General features: G+C 64.8%; 18 protein-coding genes, 1 pseudogene and 1 riboswitch. Of the genes and pseudogenes, 14 read left to right on the forward strand and 5 right to left on the reverse strand.

Annotation, left to right across the window (positions count from 1 at the left end):
• Nucleotides 1-139: 139 nt before the first annotated feature.
• The 3 genes from galE to ACFQZZ_RS02255 all read left to right on the forward strand — a co-directional run bounded on the left by galE (nt 140) and on the right by ACFQZZ_RS02255 (nt 2,142).
• On the forward strand, nt 140-1,126 hold the full coding sequence (gene galE / locus ACFQZZ_RS02245; protein WP_378673063.1) for a UDP-glucose 4-epimerase GalE: 987 nt from the start codon (nt 140-142) through the stop codon (nt 1,124-1,126).
• Nucleotides 1,127-1,348: 222 nt separating this feature from the next.
• Nucleotides 1,349-1,413, forward strand: a riboswitch (guanidine-III (ykkC-III) riboswitch).
• A gap of 14 nt (nt 1,414-1,427) precedes the next feature.
• Complete coding sequence (locus ACFQZZ_RS02250) at nt 1,428-1,742, forward strand: DMT family transporter (protein ID WP_378673066.1); 315 nt, start codon at nt 1,428-1,430, stop codon at nt 1,740-1,742.
• A gap of 1 nt (nt 1,743) precedes the next feature.
• Nucleotides 1,744-2,142: a DMT family transporter gene (locus ACFQZZ_RS02255; RefSeq protein ID WP_378673068.1), complete on the forward strand. Its 399-nt coding sequence runs from the start codon at nt 1,744-1,746 to the stop codon at nt 2,140-2,142.
• 49 nt (nt 2,143-2,191) lie between these two features.
• Here ACFQZZ_RS02255 and ACFQZZ_RS02260 read toward each other — a convergent pair whose 3' ends face one another.
• On the reverse strand, nt 2,192-2,644 hold the full coding sequence (locus ACFQZZ_RS02260; RefSeq protein ID WP_378673243.1) for an ester cyclase: 453 nt from the start codon (nt 2,642-2,644) through the stop codon (nt 2,192-2,194).
• A 124-nt stretch (nt 2,645-2,768) separates the two neighbouring features.
• Between ACFQZZ_RS02260 and ACFQZZ_RS02265 the strand changes: the two genes are divergently transcribed.
• From ACFQZZ_RS02265 to ACFQZZ_RS02275, 3 genes are all read left to right on the forward strand, one after another.
• Nucleotides 2,769-3,053, forward strand: a complete 285-nt coding sequence (locus tag ACFQZZ_RS02265; RefSeq protein WP_378673071.1) for a phosphotransferase — start codon at nt 2,769-2,771, stop codon at nt 3,051-3,053.
• An 87-nt stretch (nt 3,054-3,140) separates the two neighbouring features.
• Nucleotides 3,141-3,638 carry a nitroreductase/quinone reductase family protein gene (locus tag ACFQZZ_RS02270; protein WP_378673074.1) on the forward strand — a complete coding sequence of 166 codons (498 nt, stop codon included), beginning with the start codon at nt 3,141-3,143 and terminating at the stop codon, nt 3,636-3,638.
• A gap of 20 nt (nt 3,639-3,658) precedes the next feature.
• Nucleotides 3,659-4,369, forward strand: coding sequence for a MerR family transcriptional regulator (locus ACFQZZ_RS02275; protein ID WP_378673077.1), 711 nt, complete (start codon nt 3,659-3,661; stop codon nt 4,367-4,369).
• 171 nt (nt 4,370-4,540) lie between these two features.
• Here ACFQZZ_RS02275 and ACFQZZ_RS02280 read toward each other — a convergent pair whose 3' ends face one another.
• Both ACFQZZ_RS02280 and ACFQZZ_RS02285 read right to left on the reverse strand, forming a co-directional pair.
• A complete protein-coding gene (locus ACFQZZ_RS02280; protein ID WP_378673080.1) occupies nt 4,541-5,257 on the reverse strand; it encodes a hypothetical protein in 717 nt (238 codons plus the stop codon).
• 405 nt (nt 5,258-5,662) lie between these two features.
• The gene (locus tag ACFQZZ_RS02285; protein ID WP_378673083.1) at nt 5,663-6,169 is read right to left on the reverse strand and encodes a DUF4254 domain-containing protein; all 507 of its coding nucleotides are present in this window, start codon (nt 6,167-6,169) and stop codon (nt 5,663-5,665) included.
• 415 nt (nt 6,170-6,584) lie between these two features.
• Here ACFQZZ_RS02285 and ACFQZZ_RS02290 point away from each other — a divergent pair, with 415 nt between their 5' ends.
• From ACFQZZ_RS02290 to ACFQZZ_RS02320, 7 genes and pseudogenes are all read left to right on the forward strand, one after another.
• The gene (locus ACFQZZ_RS02290; protein WP_378673086.1) at nt 6,585-7,934 is read left to right on the forward strand and encodes a helix-turn-helix domain-containing protein; all 1,350 of its coding nucleotides are present in this window, start codon (nt 6,585-6,587) and stop codon (nt 7,932-7,934) included.
• A complete protein-coding gene (locus ACFQZZ_RS02295) occupies nt 7,931-8,506 on the forward strand; it encodes a GNAT family N-acetyltransferase (RefSeq protein WP_378673088.1) in 576 nt (191 codons plus the stop codon). Before ACFQZZ_RS02290 ends, ACFQZZ_RS02295 begins: the two co-directional genes overlap by 4 nt.
• Before the next feature lie 13 nt (nt 8,507-8,519).
• Nucleotides 8,520-8,933, forward strand: a pseudogene (locus ACFQZZ_RS02300) (aldo/keto reductase); the annotation flags it as partial.
• Nucleotides 8,934-9,017: 84 nt separating this feature from the next.
• Entirely contained in the window at nt 9,018-10,763 is a 1,746-nt protein-coding gene (locus ACFQZZ_RS02305; protein WP_378673090.1) for an amidohydrolase family protein, read from the forward strand.
• On the forward strand, nt 10,760-11,365 hold the full coding sequence (locus ACFQZZ_RS02310; RefSeq protein ID WP_378673091.1) for a TetR/AcrR family transcriptional regulator: 606 nt from the start codon (nt 10,760-10,762) through the stop codon (nt 11,363-11,365). Before ACFQZZ_RS02305 ends, ACFQZZ_RS02310 begins: the two co-directional genes overlap by 4 nt.
• An 84-nt stretch (nt 11,366-11,449) precedes the next feature.
• The gene (locus tag ACFQZZ_RS02315; protein WP_378673093.1) at nt 11,450-12,019 is read left to right on the forward strand and encodes a TetR/AcrR family transcriptional regulator; all 570 of its coding nucleotides are present in this window, start codon (nt 11,450-11,452) and stop codon (nt 12,017-12,019) included.
• A complete protein-coding gene (locus ACFQZZ_RS02320) occupies nt 12,016-12,546 on the forward strand; it encodes a hypothetical protein (protein WP_378673096.1) in 531 nt (176 codons plus the stop codon). The genes ACFQZZ_RS02315 and ACFQZZ_RS02320 overlap by 4 nt, the downstream gene beginning before the upstream one ends.
• A 137-nt stretch (nt 12,547-12,683) precedes the next feature.
• Here ACFQZZ_RS02320 and ACFQZZ_RS02325 read toward each other — a convergent pair whose 3' ends face one another.
• Together ACFQZZ_RS02325 and ACFQZZ_RS02330 are read right to left on the reverse strand one after the other, a co-directional pair.
• Complete coding sequence (locus tag ACFQZZ_RS02325) at nt 12,684-14,150, reverse strand: serine/threonine-protein kinase (RefSeq protein ID WP_378673099.1); 1,467 nt, start codon at nt 14,148-14,150, stop codon at nt 12,684-12,686.
• Nucleotides 14,151-14,280: 130 nt separating this feature from the next.
• Complete coding sequence (locus tag ACFQZZ_RS02330) at nt 14,281-15,387, reverse strand: amidohydrolase family protein (protein WP_378673101.1); 1,107 nt, start codon at nt 15,385-15,387, stop codon at nt 14,281-14,283.
• Between the two features lie 118 nt (nt 15,388-15,505).
• On the opposite strand from ACFQZZ_RS02330, the gene ACFQZZ_RS02335 reads away from it, so the two are divergent.
• Nucleotides 15,506-16,144: a TetR/AcrR family transcriptional regulator gene (locus ACFQZZ_RS02335; protein WP_378673103.1), complete on the forward strand. Its 639-nt coding sequence runs from the start codon at nt 15,506-15,508 to the stop codon at nt 16,142-16,144.
• The last annotated feature ends 16 nt before the right edge of the window (nt 16,145-16,160 follow it).

The following is a 16,160-nucleotide window of genomic DNA, read 5'->3' on the forward strand; positions in this document are numbered from 1 at the left end:
TTTCGGCTTCCCGCGAGGTCGGCCGGGCTGTTGAATCTGATTGCCACGCTTGCCCGATTCGTCGGCCTACGCTGGGTCTTTCGCGACACCTCGGCAGTCCCATCAGCGGCGTGACACCCACCAAGGAGGACAGTATCTCGTGAGACTTCTCGTCACCGGCGGCGCAGGCTACATCGGCAGCGTCGTCGCCCATCAGCTCGTCGATGCCGGACACCAGGTCGAAATCCTCGACGACTTGTCCACCGGCTTCGCCACGAATGTCCCCGAAAATGCGGTGTTGCACCGCACATCGATCCATCAGGTCGCTGAGATCCTGACCCCGGACTCCGGGTTCGACGGCGTGCTGCATTTCGCCGCGAAGATCGAGGTCGCGGAATCGGTGCGCAATCCGGAGAAATACTGGTTCAACAACATCGAAGGTTCATTGACCCTGTTGCGGGCGATGCGCACCGCTGGAACACCGCGGTTGATCTTCTCCAGCACGGGGTCGATGTACACCGGCGACGGTGTGACGGCATTCGATGAGAACGCCGAAGTGCGGCCGAAGAACCCGTATGCCGCGACCAAAGCGACGGTCGACATGATGATCGCGGGCGAGTGCGCAGCCACCGGTCTGGCCGCGGCGTCACTGCGCTACTTCAACGCCTCCGGTGCCGTGGTGGCCCATGGCGTCCATCTCGGCGAGCGGCACGAGCCCGAATCGCATCTGATTCCGATTCTGCTGCAAACCGCAGGCGGACAACGCGATTCGTTCACGCTCTTCGGCACCGACTATCCGACGCCGGACGGCACCTGTATCCGCGACTACGTCCATGTCGCCGACCTCACCACCGCTCACCTGCTCGCGCTCGACGCCATCGAGCCGGGCAGCCATGAGGTGTTCAATCTCGGCAACGGCAGCGGCTACTCCAACCGGCAGGTCCTCGACACCGTTCGCGAGGTCACCAGCCGAGACTTCCCTGTCACCACCGCGCCGCGCAGGCCCGGTGACCCAGCGGTCTGTGTCGCCTCGAGCGCCAAGGCAGGCGATCGGTTCGGCTGGAAACCGCAGCGGCCCGACCTGGCCGACATCATCGGTGACGCCTGGAATTTCCACCTCGCCGTGCACGGCGACACCACCGGCTGAGCGCCGCAACCAATCTCCTGCGAGCAGCCGTCCGACAAGACGGCAGCTCACGGGTCAGGGCCGCCGAGCGAGTTCGATTATTGTCGTGTCGTCGGTCACATCCAACCTGCAACGCGGTATTCGATTCGTGGGAATGTCCCATGAAAGATCCACCCATACGCCCCGCTCATAGACGGTTTTCGCACCTTCGGAATCCGGAATGAGCCGTGTGCTACGTTGGATGTCAAGGCCCTGATCGGGCCTCCGGACGAGGGCTCAGTACCCGGACAGCGACAAGACTGACCATGGAGGTCAGCTCGTCATGGCTTGGGTAATTCTGATCGCGTCGGGTGTGCTGGAGGCGGTGTGGGCCACCGCGCTAGCCGCGTCCCACGGTTTCCGGCGCGTCGGCGCCACCTTTGTTTTCGCGGTTGCGTTGGTAGGCAGCATGATCGGGCTCGCCATTGCTATGAATACCCTGCCGACCGGTACCGCATATGCGATCTGGGTAGGTATCGGCGCTGTGCTGACCGCGGTCTGGGCGATTATCAGCGGCAAAGGGAAAGCGACTGCCGCGCGAACCCTCTTGCTACTCGGGCTGATCGGCTGCGTCGCCGGTCTGAAGGCGGTGAGCTGACATGCCGTGGATCATTCTGCTGATCAGTGCGGTGTTCGAGGCCGTATGGGCGACCGCACTCGGTAGCTCTCATGGTCTTTCCGAACCGGTCCCGACGATGGTCTTCCTGATCGGGTTGGCGCTCAGCATGATCGGACTCGCGATCGCGCTGCGCAAGCTTTCCCTCAGCGTCGCCTACGCTGTCTGGATCGGCGTCGGCGCCGCACTCACCGTCACCTACGCGATGCTCACCGGCGCGGAATCGGTTTCCGCACTGAAGGTCCTGTTCCTCGGCGGCATCGTCGCCAGCGTGATCGGTCTGAAGTTCGTGAAGTCAGCCCCTGAGGCCGCAATCGCCACCGCTACGCTGACGGCATCGCTCGAAGCAGGGGATGGGGAGGGTGCCCGTGGCCCGATTTGACCAGCACCACAATGAATTCTTCTCACACGCCGAACGTCAGGCCAGACGCTCAGGCCGGGGCAACGCCGAGCTGCTGCCTTAGTGAGAAGATATCGACGACCCCCCAAGCCTCCGCGATTCGACCTTTGACGAAGCGGACGATGAAGATCTCGTTGTACGTGACGGACTTGCCGGTTGGTGCAAGCCCCATGAATTCACCCTTGTGGGTCCCGGTAACCACCGACCTGCTGACAACCTTGTCCCCCTCCGCGATCAAATCCTCGACCGTAACGTGAACATCGGGAAAGGCCCGCAGGAGCATCGCCCATACCTGCTTGAACGCCTCTCGATGAGGAAGCCGGATGGCGATCGTATCGCGATAATGACTCGAGACCGCTGATCTGGAAGCACCAGGATATTGCGATGGCCGACAACGAAGACTGTGCGAATCGGATCGATTGGTACGAGCTGCCGCATACGGCGCGCAGTGCGGTCGAGGACCACCTCGGCTCGAGGATTCGATCGGCGATCACCCAGCCGGGCGGATTCAGCCACGGCGTCGCCGCTCGCCTCGAATTGAGTGACGGCCGGACGAATACGGGCCTGAGCTGGTCTCCTGGCGGCAGTTCGCCGAGCACGGGCCACCCGTGGATCTCGATGAGTGGTCGCTGCGCCATCTGGACCGTTTGGCCGAACTGGAGTCGACATGGTGGACGGCTGCCGCGGGTGAAACGTTGCTGCACACCGACCTTCGTCCGGACAACATGCTGCTCGGATCCGATGGCACCGTCGTGGTTGTCGACTGGGCATGCTGCTCTGAGGTCTCAGGGTCCCGGACATGCGAGAGCCCCCGGCAGGTTTCGGCTGCGGAACCATGGCCTATCCGAGCCGAAAGGCCCCGGAGGTCATGGACAATGGGCGCTGGACATTGATGGTCGAGATGCCGATGCCGTGGGAACCGAGCATGCCGACGGGAAGCCTCGAGCAATCGCCGGGCCCGCGCGAAAGGAGGACGCGCCATGCCGCGCCGCAAACCATGGCTCCCCCCACGATGGGTGGTTCGCCTCGCCTGGTACACACACCGCGCCCTGTACCGCGTGACCCGCGGCCGTACCGGGTTGTGGCGTCCCAAGGACCGCACCCATTGGGGGACGATGCGGCTCACCACTACCGGGCGCCGCACCGGTCGTGCGCGCAGCGTCATGCTCGGCTACTTCGAGGACGGCTCGAACCTCGTCACGCTAGCGATGAATGGGTGGGCCGACGGAGAACCGGCCTGGTGGCTCAACCTCCAGACACACCCCGATGCGACGGTTGATCTGAAGGGCGGCGCTCGCCCGGTGCGCGGGCGCGCCGCGGAGGGAGAGGAGCAAGCACGGCTGTGGGACAGGTGGCGTGAGATCGACCGCGATCTCGATGCCTACGCCGCGCTCAGGTCGTCGGAAACTGCCGTCGTGGTCCTCGTGCCGCGGACCGAGTCACGTCGACCGGAAACTCCGGTGGCGGGAACGACGTGAAACCTTCAAACATCAGAACCTTGCGACCAGTCGACCTGGCAAGGGAGCACGCGCTGTCCACCCAGGCGGTCCGCAACTACGAGGACCTCGGTGCGCTCCCCCGGGCCGAGCGCACCGACACCGGCTATCGCCGCTACACCGACCTGCACGCCCAGGCTTTGAAGACGTTCTTGGCGCTGCGCGCCGGCTACGGTCACCAACCCGCCATCGACCTCATGCGCAGCGCGAACCGCAACGACCGAACTGCCCTCTACACTCGGTTGGACGAACTGCACGCGGCCTCCCTGCACGAACGCCGCACTCACGCCGAGGTCACCTCGGTGCTCGAATCCCTAGGCAGCACTCCGCTACCCCGGCATCCGTCCGAACCCGTCACGGTCGGGCAACTGGCACACCGCCTCGGCATACATCCTGCAACACTGCGGCAATGGGAGAATGCAGGCATCATCCAACCGCCCCGCGACCACACCACCGGCTACCGCACCTACGGCAGCACTGACATCCGTGACGCCCACCTTGCCCTGTACCTCCGCAAGGCCGACATCTCCGTCCAACAGATAGCCACCTTCGTCCGAGAACTGCGCCAGGCCGGCAACACGGACCGCATGCTGACCCTCCTCACCGACTGGAGTACGCGCCTGTCAGCCCGCAGTCGCAGCGCCGTAAATGGAATCGCCCACCTCGATCACTACCTCACCGAACTCGAGCACGCCCGATCCGGACGATCCTGACCATGTCAGAGCCCCTTCGGTTGGATATCCCATAATGCCGCGAAGCGCGCGGTCGGCAAACACGCGCACCGATGTGCGGACGCCCAACCTGCCGGGGTAACTGCGCGATGGTTGTGCCAGGGACTTGCTGCGCGGCCGGGGCAGTTGCCGTTCCACGCGGGGGCAGTCCACCTAGGTCACAGGTGGCGATGTCCGTATGGTCGCAACTCGGGAGGGTTCGGGGTATTCCGTGAAGTAGACCCCTTCGTTCCAAGGAACACCGAGGATAATTACGAAGTCTCGGTCGCCGAACTCGGCAGCAAGGTGTTTCCAGTTGCGAACCAGGTACTCGACGGCGGCCCAGGACGAATCGCCACGCACACCAACGCAGAAGAAGTTCGCGACGTCCTCGCTACTGCGGTGCACCTTCTCGATCACGGCGAGATTCTTACGGGCCCTTATGTGTTGCACGTTGTCACCGTCGAGGCGGACGGCGACGGTGACCTCGTCGCCAGCCGCGTACCAAGGTTCGCCTGGGCGCTGTTCGGCCTCCAGCGTGGCTTTGACCAGTTGGCGATCGACACCGTATCGGCGGATCGAGTTGCGTGCGCTACTGCCGACAACAATGCAGCTGTCGGACAGTTGAGCACCATCAGTGGTCGGCGGGCTGACCTCCGCCAGATGGCGGATCGGACGACGTAACCAGATCCCATCGACAAGGCCACGCGCAAGTTCCGGAAGCCGCAACGGAGCGGCGCCGAAGAGCTTGTTCACGCTCTGAATTGCCTGGAATTCATGGAAAGCAAGCGCGAGACGAGGTCTGCCATCGGAGCGTGGGGTATGTTCGGCGGCGTTTGACAGGTACACCTGCACGCGGCGGCTGTTCCCGAGTCCGAAGAACCGGACCATCCTCCGCTCGACAGTGCGACCGCCAGCGAGGAATCCGAGACCGAGTGCAAGCCAAAAGGCAATGTTAGCAACAAGATTGGTCGCGACCGCTAATACAAAAGACACGGTCGAATTCTAGAGGTAGGTCGCCCTTCGGCCGAGTATTCTCCAGCAGGGCCCATTAGGCGGGAGCACCCGTTGAGCCAGCGACGAGCGTGACGTTCACCGCGAACCGATTCGAGTATGGATCTGGATCGTCGATGCAACGCAGACTGACGCGCAGGGCTGTCGTGTGACATGCGGTCTTGCAGGTCGTAGACGGTGAGCTTGTCCCTCCGTCGGTGCGGAAGTACGAGCCAGAGGAGCCCGAACGCGAGGACCGCTGACACGACCGGAGACACGGCGAACAGCAGTAGCAGCGTCATATCACTCGCCCTCCTCGAGAGCGCCGCACGGTGGCGACCACGGCTGCGCGGCAACGACTTCGGCGACGAGGTCAGTCCAAGCCGTCGCTAGGAAACCCAGATCGGACCAGGCATCATGCACTTCCCTCGCCGACGTCGGCACATCGGTTTCGAGCACCAACTCGGCGACTACGAACGCACCGGCCATCTCGTCAACTGCAGCGCCGAGGGATTGGGTCGGTAGTGGGGTGTTCGACCGCGCGGGCAGATGGCTGGCAATCCAGCCGTCGATGAGAACGACGAGTTGTTCTCGGCGGTGGTCGATTTCGTCGGCGCGACCTGGGTTGATGTGTCGGAAACGATGTAAATGGCCAAGGTTTTGCGCCCACCGCGTGATCAGGTGATCGCCCGGCGTGCGGCCCTTCTGTCCACGGAATGCCGCGAAGACCTCCTGCTTGTCGGGCAGAGTCGGCCGGGCAGAGGCCGATTCCACGAGCAATACCTTGCGCTGGAATCCCTCGACCGCCACGACGATCTCAGTCGACGACGGTGGAGACGGCGTTCAGTGCCGCGACATACTGGCGACATCGACTTCCGTGCCCTGCATGCAAGGTGAGAACGAACAATCCCCGTTCCCAATTCATGACCAACGGCTGGACGGTGCAGTCGTGATGCTCTGCTTCCCACAAGTCCCTATTGCTCGACGATATGTACATGGCTGTGTCTCCCCTGGCAACGGTCTGGAGCACCCGGCGCCGGCCTCCAACCGGCGGTCGCTCGGTTCCACCGATCGGTGCACGCGTATCGGAGATGAGAGACCGAACACCTGGTGCTGGGTACAGCTTCGAGCGTGGCTGACCAGGTGGTTCGATCCCAGGTACAAGACCGCACCGAACCGATACGCTGCCGATACAGCGGATTGCACGTGCGGGGATGGAGCGGCAATGATCGTTACCAATTGGACGGGCGTTGAGGTCAAGGCACTGCGCTGCGCCGCACTGCGGCTCACACAGGAACAGTTCTCGGAGCGAATCGGCTACGAGCCTGTGACGGTCAGAAAGTGGGAGCGTGCGCCGCAGTCGCGGCCGGTGCGAGGCAAGTCCGCCCACGACCTGGACACCAAACTTGCGCGGCTGGACGACGAACAGGCCGAACGGTTTTGGGCGGCGGTCGCTGAAGCACGGACATCGAATTCCGGGCATCCTGGCGGATGTGCAGCCGACGCTACGACCGGTCGGCAAGGCGAAGGGCTCGGCATATATGCATGGGAAGTCGATGGTGACGTGAGGCGGCGTGAGTTCGCGAGGTTGGCTGCGGTGGCAGGCGCCGCTGCGTTTGTGGACCCGTGGGAAATCGGCGGCGACCGTCTCGGCATGTCCGACGTACGGGGACTGCTGAAAAGCGTTGACACGCTGGAACTGCAGGACCAGCGGGCCGGTGGTGCCCCGCTGGTGAGAATCGCGGTCGAAGGGCTTGCCCGCGCCAAGGGTCGGCTAGAGAAGTGTGCATTCGATATTGCAACGGGTGACGCATTCACCAGCGCGGCCGGAGAGCTTGCGGTACTGGCCGGGTGGCTGGCCTTCGACGCCGACATGCATCCGCTTGCGCGCCGCTGCTACTCGGACGCCATAGCATTGGCAAGCCAGGCAGACGACGACGATCTCACAGCCCACACTTGCCTGTATGCCGCGAACCAATCCATCGCGCTCAGTCAGACCGGCCAAGCAAGCCCGCACCACGCTCTGAAACTGATCGACCGCGCACGCGACCTCATGCGGGGCCGACCACCCGGCCGAATCCACGCGCTCATCGCTATCCGGCAAGCCCAGGCCGTGGGTTTGCTCGGTGATAGGACGGCTTTCGGGCGTGCGATCGCAACAGCATGGCGGGAGGTCGATCAGGCCGTCGAATACGAGCCCGTCGAGGAATGCCCGACGTGGCTTCGATTCGTGAACCACACCGAAGTTCGCGGTCACGAGGCCCGGGGTTATGGGCGCGTCGGCGATTTCGCGAAGGCGGTGGAACTGTTCGAAGCCGCAGCGAACTCGGACGCCGCAGCGCGGAACGCCGTCAACGCACGGGCTTGGTTAGCATCCGCACGAGCCGCAGTCGGAGACCTCGGCGCAGCGCTGGCAGAGGCCTTTCCAGTGCTGGAACACCTGGACAACTCGGTGTCGTCACCCCGCACCGTCAAGGTCCTCGAACCTGTCCGCCGCGCTACCGCCAGCTTGCCCGCCGGAGCCGAATTCCGTCAGCGATTCGACGCTCTGACGCAGAGGGCGATCACCGAATGAAACTTCCTGATGGAGTCGAATTCCAGCATCTCGATGCCGGGCAGGCCCGCGACCTTCGCTCGACCGTTGAAGACATCTACCGCAGGTCGTATCTCGAGGCGATCGCGTCCGGTGACCCGTTCGATTCGCCGGAGCAGTTCATGCACCGCTTCGACCGCTACACCGATCCCGCACGCGGCAGCGTGTTCGCGATGGTGGTTGCTCACGTCGACTGTAGGCCTGCAGGGCAGATCTGGGGCTGGACGCTCAGCCCGAATGCCGCGTGGTGGAAAAGATTTCAACCTGACGCCAGCATCGCGGCCTTTGACGAGTTCATCGCCGAGGACGGCACGCGGACATTCGGGCTGTCGGAAATCATGGTGTGCTCCGAGTTCACCGGCCACGGCCTAGCGCGTGCACTGCACGATGAACTCCTGGACAGCCGACCCGAACGGCGGGCGACGCTGCTGGTCGAGCCCGACAACAACCGTGCTTACCGGGCGTATGTGAAGTGGGGTTGGTCCCGAGTCGGTGTGACGAAACCAAGCTGGCCGAACGCGCCGGTGTTCGATGTGCTGATGCGGGACCTCTGATTATCCAGCAATCGAACCCGGAGTGCTGCCACTGCTGCGCGAACTGGGCATCGGCTTCGTGCCCTACCCACCACTGGGCCACGGCTTCCTGACCGGCCGGATCCGCTCCACCGACGACGACTGGCGCAAAACCAACCCGCGCTTCACTGGCGAAAACTTCCAGAGCAACCTACGCATCGTCGACGAAATCCAGGCCATCGCCACCGAGGCAGGTGCCACACCCGCGCAGATCGCGCTGGCCTGGCTCCTCTTCCAAGGCAACGACATCGCCCCGATCCCCGACACCAAGCGGGTTGCGCGCGTGGAAGAGAACACCGTTGCCGACCGTATCGAACTGAGCACCGAACAGGTCGAGCGGCTCAACAACCTCGCTCCGGCCGCGGGCGAGCGCCGTGACGAAGCGAATATGGCCGCCGTCGATCGCTAGGTCATACGGGTTGTCGAGCGCGAGTCCGATAACGCTGTTCGCACGACTATTGACATTTAGAGACCGATCGGTTGCTATGTATATGTGAGCTACGACACGATCATCAAGGGTGGACGCTGGTTCGACGGCGCGGGCTCGACATCGGCCGTCCGCCATCTCGGAATCCGCGGCGGGCGGGTTGCCGCCGTGTCGGTGGAACCGCTCGATGAGGAGGGTTGTGCCGACGTCGTCGATGCCGTGGGCAAATGGGTGCTGCCCGGCATGGTCGACATCCATACGCACTACGACATCGAGGTGTTGCAGACGCCATCGTTGAGCGAATCCGTTCGCCATGGCATCACCACGGTGTTCCTCGGTTCATGCTCACTGTCGACCGTGCATGTCGGAGGCACGGATGCAGGAGATCTGTTCGGCCGCGTCGAGGCGATTCCCCGCCGCCATGTCATCGGCACTGTCGAGGAGACCAAGACGTGGAGTTCCGCGCGCGAGTATGTCGCGGCACTGGAGGCGTTGCCGTTGGGGCCGAATATTGCCGCGTTCCTCGGACATTCCGATGTCCGGGCCGCGGAGATGGGCCTCGAGCGTGCAACCCGCAAGGACGTCCGGCCCACGGCCGACGAGCTCGCGGCGATGGAGACGAAGCTGACCGAGGCGCTCGACGCGGGCTTCGTCGGCATGTCTGCGCAGCAGCTGCTTTTCGATAAGCTCGACGGCGACACCTGCCGATCGCGCACCCTGCCGTCGACCTACGCCAAGACCAGGGAACGCCGGCGGCTCAACGCAATCCTGCGGCGCCGCCGTCGGGTACTGCAAGCCGGACCCGACATCACCTCGCCACGCAGCGTCGGCGCGATGACGCTCAGCAGCCTGGGCATTTTCCGCAAACCGCTGAAGACCAGCCTGCTGTCCGCCGCCGACATCAAGGCCAGTCCCTTCCTCATTCACATACTGGGCCCGATTGCGCGCCTGCTCAACCTCTTCGGCGGCGACTTCCGCTGGCAGCATCTGCCGGTGCCGTTCGAGGTCTATGCCGACGGCATCGACCTGGTCATCTTCGAAGAGTTCGGCTCGGGCGCCGCCGCGCTGCATATGTCCGATCACGTCGAGCGGAACGCATTGATGCGGGATGAGGCCTACCGCAGGCGGTTTCGCAAGGACTACGACGCCAAGTTCGGGCTGCGGGTCTGGCACCGGGACTTCTTCGATGCCGAGATCGTGGCCTGCCCCGACGACCGGGTGATCGGCAAGACCTTCGGTCAGGTGGGTCTGGATCGCGGCGGGCTGCATGCCGTCGACGCCTTCCTCGACCTGGTCGTCGAACACGGCACCAAGTTGCGATGGCGCACCACGATTTCCAACCACCGTCCCGCATACCTGGAGAAGCTCGGCAGCGATCCCGGCGTCCAGCTCGGATTCTCCGACGCGGGAGCACACCTGCGCAACATGGCGTTCTACAACTTCGGGCTCCGCTTCCTGCGCCGCGTGCACCAGGCCGAGGCGGCAGGCAGGCCGTTCATGTCGCTGGAACGCGCGGTGCACCGGCTGACCGGGGAGCTCGCCGACTGGTACGGCCTCGACGCCGGACACCTGCGTGCGGGCGACCGTGCCGACCTGGTGGTCGTCGACCCCACATATCTCGACGAGTCGCTCGACGCGTACGCGGAAAGCCCCGTCGCCCAGTTCGATAACATGCCACGCATGGTCAATCGCAATGACGACGCCGTCACGGCCGTCTTCATCGGCGGCGAGTACGTCTTCGGGAACGGCAAGGCCGCACCCGTGCTCGGCACCCGCCGCACCGGAAAATTCCTGCGGTCCGGGCAGCGGTGACGGCCCCGCCGCGCCGCACTCAAGCCGAACGACGGGCAGCAACCGTCGCCAAACTCGTCGACGCGACGATCGAAGCCATCGCCGAAGTCGGCTACCACCGCACATCGCTCGGTGAGATCAGCCAACGTTCCGGCGTATCCAAAGGCGGCATCTTCCGGCATTTCGATTCGCGAATCGACCTTGTAGTCGCCGCCGCCGAAGAAGTCGGGCACCAGCATATGGCGGCCTTCAACTCCCGGCCGGTGAGCCACGAGCCGAGGGACTTCGTGGACGTCATGCGTGCCGCCCGTGCGCAGATCCGCCACCGCACGAACACCGTGTGGTTCGAACTGCTGGTCGCCGCTCGTACCGAACCGGAACTGCAAGTCCGACTCGCGCCGGTGGCGCACGCGTTGATCGCAGACGTCGAGCGGGCCGCGGTCGAAACGCTCGGCCCCGAGGTTCCACCGGAACTCGCACGTCTGCTGGCCACCTCGTTGATCCATATGTTCGACGGCGAGGCGATCTTCCGATCCACCTATCCTCGCCCCGAGCTCGAGGACGCCCGAATCGACTATGTCGCCGAGGCTTACCAATTGCTGGCGCGACCGGGTCGACAGTAAGCGCTGTACACCTCGTCTCCCGGTCCCGTCAGGCATCTCGCTCAGACATTGTTTATGACTGACCAGTCATTCATAATAAGAGGTATGCCGAAGAAAGTTGACCGGATCGCGCGCCAGGAGGACATCCTCGACGCGGCCGTACGGGTGTTCGCACGCAAAGGGTTTGCCGCATCGCGGATCGAGGACGTCGCCGCCGAGGCCGGAATCGCCAAGGGCAGTGTGTATCTGTACTTCGACAGCCGGAATGCGTTGCTGGCAGGCGTTTTCGATAGTTACGCTGCCAGCTCGGCGCGAGCGTTGAACGAATTGGGTGACGGACCGCCGCTGGAGCGACTGACCCGACTGGTGCATGCCGCCGTCGAGATGCTCGCCGCGCACCCCGGCCATGCGCGAGTGCTGCTGGACGTGTGGGCGTCCAATCCGCCACTGGACATGGCGGCGATCTACCACGAATATCGCGGCGCCATCGCCGCATTGCTGACCCAAGCGAAGATGGCGGGTGAATTGCGGCCCGAAATCGATGAGCGGCACGCCGCGGTGATCGTCGGTGCGATCGAGGGCTGCTTGGTGCAGTCGCTCGTGGATCCGCAGGTGTCGCTCCGTGAGCTGGCCGAACCGGTGGTGCAGGTCTGCGTGGATGGGATCCGGCGATGACGCTCACCGATCGACTGATCGCGCCCGGGGCGACCCGCGGCGAGATCGTGACCGCATTCACCGCCGCCATCGCCGGTGCCGCAATGGCTTTCGGTCTCGCTCTGCACGCCGACCTCACACTGTGGCGAGCTACGGTCGTCGCCTTCGTCGCCTTCGATATGTTCGGTGGCGCAGTGGTGAACGCGACCGGCTCCGCCAAGCGCTGGTACCACGGTCCGGGGCGGACGTCCCGGCACCACCTCGGCTTCGTCGCGATCCACGTGCAGCCGTTCATTCTGGCTCTGGTAGTTCCCGACTTCACCTGGCTCGCGGCCGCCGCGATCTACACCCTTACCCTGATCGGGGCCATCACTGTCACCGCCTCCCCCGCCGCGCTGCGGCGCCCGATCGCCTTCGGCGCCACCGCTTTTGCCGTGATCGTCGCGACCAGCGTTCTCACCGTTCCGCACGCACTGACCTGGTTCGCCCCCGTCCTGTTGATCAAACTGCTTCTCGCCCACTTGCTGCCGGAGGAGTTCGCCCAATGAACCACCGACGTGGCATCGAGCGGTACCGGGAGTGCCTACGCGCCAGGGTCACCGCGGGCTTCCGTGAACTGCCTACTGGTCCCTGATTCCGCGTCGACGTCTGACGGTTTCAGCCATCGGGTCAGTGCGGGAGACCGTCAGGAAATGAGATCGGCGCGGTCGATCAAGTAGGTGCCGTTGTTCGGGACGAGCTGTGCGCGGCGCGTTTCGACGGCGGGGCCCCGGCCGTCGGCCCAGCGGATGGTCGACCGGTAGGTGACCGTCATGGCGGCGGTATCGGACCCGATCACGTCGACCGCGACGGAATCGACGGTGGCCCAGAATGCTCGATAGGCGTTGTAGCCGCCTATTTCGCTCTGGTATCGAGGCGTAAGACGGGCCCACGCGGCCGAGGTGTCGGGCGGCAGCAGTGCGTAGTGGGACCGCACGTAGTCCGCCATTCGTTCGGCCACCGATTGCGCCGGGGTCGAAGAGATTGTGGTTCGACCGATGCCGGAGGTCTGCGGCGGCGCACCCAGGGTAGGCGCCGGAGGCAGTCCACCGGCGCCTTCAGACGTCCGTATGTCGGTGGTGCTCTGATCCGGAGTTGTTGTCGTCGAAGGTGTTTCCTCGCCCGCGAACCTGCTGAACAGTACCCCGCCACCGACAAGCGCGACCAACGCCGCTGCCGCCCAGATGAAGCCGAGCCGACGAGGTGGCTGCGGTCGAGGCGCTTGCGGTCGCGCGGGCACAGGTGCCGCGTCGACCTGCGTGGCAGCCGTCCTCGAGTAGACGGGCACCGTGGGCTGATGACCGCCGTCGAGTGCGGCCCGAGCCGAGCCTGCCAATGCCCCGGCGGAGGGATAACGGTCTGCGGGATTCTTCGCCATCCCGCGCACGATCACCTCGTCGAACGCAGCGGGAACATTCATGACGGATGTCGACGGTCGCGGCGGCGGGGCGGTCAGGTGCGCCGCGATCTGCCGCTCGACGCTATCGCCGGGAAACGGCTTCGACCCGGTGAGACATTCGTAGAGCACGCAGGCCAAGGCGTAGACGTCCGACCGGGCGTCGTAGTCCCCGTCGGTCAGCCGCTCGGGCGCCATATAGGCGAAAGTGCCTATTGCCGCGCCGGTCGTCGTCAACCCGGTGTCGTCGGTGCCGCGCGCGATCCCGAAATCGATGAGGTACGCGAAATCCTCCGGGGTGATGAGGACATTGGACGGTTTCACATCGCGATGCACCAACCCCGCGCGATGCGCCGCATCCAATGCCGAGGCGATCTGTCCGATGTAGGCCACCGCCGCGGTCCGTTCCATCGGCCCCCTGGCAGCGAGAGCCGCCAAATCGGTCCCCTCGACCAACCGCATATCCAGGAACAGGCGCCCGTCGATCTCGCCGTAGTCGTGAATGGGAATGATGTGTGGTTCGCTCAGCCGCGCCGCCGCCTGCGCCTCCCGCCGGAACCGCTCGCGATACACGGCGTCGTGCGCGTACTGCGGCGGCAGCACCTTCAGCGCGACGACCCGGTCGGTACCGGTGTCATACGCCCGATAGACCTGCCCCATCCCGCCCGCACCGAGCAACGCGAGCAGGCGATACCGCCCGAAAGGAGTCCCTTCCATCCCGTACCCCTACCACACCCGACGCCAGACCCCCAGTCCCCCAGCCGAATCCGCGCGTGTTGCACGCGCCGCGCCGAATGATTGTGTGCACCGCGACGGAGGTTCGCGACGGCGGGATGTCCGGATCAGCTCAGGCGCCGACCGCTTCGGCCAGCCGGGGCAGCTGCCGCAGCGGATTGAGCCGCTCGACCTCCAGGCGCTGGTCGGCGTCGAAGAAGTCGCTGAGGCCGGGCGCGGGATCGTGGGAACCGGTCTGCGGCAGCGTGAGTGCGCTGAAGGGCCAGTCGGAGCCGAAGACGACGTGGTCGCGGCCGGTGACCGCGAGGACGCTCGCCATGGCGGCGGCCGAGCCGCTCAAGGCAGTGTCGTAGTAGAAGCGGCCGATTTGCCGCTGGGTGTCGAGGATCGATGGCCTCGGCAGGTCCTGGGGCCAGAGCTGCCCGAGTACGGTCTGTGAGGCGACGCTGACGCGGTGCGACAGGAAAGGAAGGGTGCCGCCGGCATGGGCGAGCTGGAAGCGAATGTTCGGGTACCGCTGGGTCATTCCCGTCGCCATCATGAGGGTGGCCGCGCGGGTGGTGTCGAAGGTGAATTCCTGCAGGAAATCCGGCAGCGGCAGTTCTGGTTTGGCGCCAGCGGGGATGGCGGCCGGGTGCAGGAAGACGTACGCGTTACGCTGATTCAGGGCGACCATGAGCGGTTCGAAGCGCGGGTCACCGAGGTACACGCCGTTGTAGGCCGATAGCAGGACCACACCGTCGAGCCGCAGTTCGTCCAGCGCGAAGAACGCCTCACTGATGGAGGCGGCGATATCGGGCATGGGCAGCACCGCGAACGCTCCGAAACGGGTGGGGTGATCCCGGAAGAGTTGCGCCGCATGAGTATTGCAGTAGCGGGCCATGTCTATTGCCTCCTGCCCGCCCAGAAAAGACACGCCAGGATCGGAGATGGACAGCGCCTGCGCCTGTATCCCGTAGTAGTCCATGAAGGCGATGGCCTGCTCGGGCGACCAGTCGGGCGTCGGGTATCCGCCGATGGTGATGTGCCCGTGCTCGAGCAGAGCGGCGCGGTAGTCCGGCGGCAGGAAGTGCGCGTGCAGATCGATTCGGTAGGTCCCGGATGGCGTCGACTGTCGCCTGCGCGCCGGGGCGGCGTCGGCGATCGGCAGTGAGGCCGCCGTCGCGGCGACGCCGAGCGCTCCCGTAGCTGCGCCACCCAGCACACGGCGGCGACTCATCGGACGGGATTGCGAACGGGAGGTAGGCACTAAACTTCTCACTTTCCGGGACACGGAATCGTGTCTGATAGTTTTCTCAGATACGATTCGTCTGACGATTTCGAATGGACGAGGAGCAATGGCCGCCGAACCCGTAGCGCGCAACCGTATCGACCGCCGCCGTGAGCGCACCCGCAACGCTCTGCTCGGGGCAGCACGGAAGTTCTTGTCCGAAGGCCGTTCCGCGGTCAGCATCCAGGAGATCACAGACGCCGCCGATGTCGGTTTCGGATCTTTCTACAACCACTTCGAATCCAAAGATCAGCTGTTCGATGAAGCGGTGCGTTCGGTCTTGCAGGTCTACAGCGAGATGCGTGACGGCATCGTGGCGCTGTACGACGATCCGGCCGAGGTGTTCGCGGTGAGCTTCCGGATGACCGGACGACTGCAGCGGCAGGTGCCGGAGATGGTGCGGGTGCTTCTGCATTCTGGCATGTCGGTACTGCTGCGTGACGAAGGTCTGGCCCCGCGGGCCCGCCGCGACATCATCGCCGCCCAGGAAGCGGGCCGATTCGAGCCGATGGACCCGGATATGGCGATAATGGCCGCGGGCGGTGCCCTGCTGGGTCTGCTCCAACTGCTGGACGCGCGGCCGGACGCCGACGCCGGGGCGCTCACCGACGATATGACCTTCCATGTCCTGCGCATGTTCGGCATGAACAAGCGCTCGGCGCAGAAACTGACCACCACTGCCCTGCCACCACAGCCGCAGCTGTAACGGCACCGTCGGGGGG

This window comes from Nocardia sp. GCM10030253, from assembly GCF_042675075.1.
Lineage (GTDB): Bacteria > Actinomycetota > Actinomycetes > Mycobacteriales > Mycobacteriaceae > Nocardia.

Coding starts and splice junctions, on each gene's coding strand:
- ACFQZZ_RS02250 (WP_378673066.1), top strand. CDS start 1,428: ATGGCTTGGGTAATTCTGATCGCGTCGGGTGTGCTGGAGGCGGTGTGG.
- ACFQZZ_RS02255 (WP_378673068.1), top strand. CDS start 1,744: ATGCCGTGGATCATTCTGCTGATCAGTGCGGTGTTCGAGGCCGTATGG.
- ACFQZZ_RS02270 (WP_378673074.1), top strand. CDS start 3,141: ATGCCGCGCCGCAAACCATGGCTCCCCCCACGATGGGTGGTTCGCCTC.
- ACFQZZ_RS02280 (WP_378673080.1), bottom strand. CDS start 5,257: ATGGTCCGGTTCTTCGGACTCGGGAACAGCCGCCGCGTGCAGGTGTAC.
- ACFQZZ_RS02290 (WP_378673086.1), top strand. CDS start 6,585: ATGATCGTTACCAATTGGACGGGCGTTGAGGTCAAGGCACTGCGCTGC.
- ACFQZZ_RS02295 (WP_378673088.1), top strand. CDS start 7,931: ATGAAACTTCCTGATGGAGTCGAATTCCAGCATCTCGATGCCGGGCAG.
- ACFQZZ_RS02315 (WP_378673093.1), top strand. CDS start 11,450: ATGCCGAAGAAAGTTGACCGGATCGCGCGCCAGGAGGACATCCTCGAC.
- ACFQZZ_RS02320 (WP_378673096.1), top strand. CDS start 12,016: ATGACGCTCACCGATCGACTGATCGCGCCCGGGGCGACCCGCGGCGAG.
- ACFQZZ_RS02325 (WP_378673099.1), bottom strand. CDS start 14,150: ATGGAAGGGACTCCTTTCGGGCGGTATCGCCTGCTCGCGTTGCTCGGT.
- ACFQZZ_RS02330 (WP_378673101.1), bottom strand. CDS start 15,387: ATGAGTCGCCGCCGTGTGCTGGGTGGCGCAGCTACGGGAGCGCTCGGC.
- ACFQZZ_RS02335 (WP_378673103.1), top strand. CDS start 15,506: ATGGCCGCCGAACCCGTAGCGCGCAACCGTATCGACCGCCGCCGTGAG.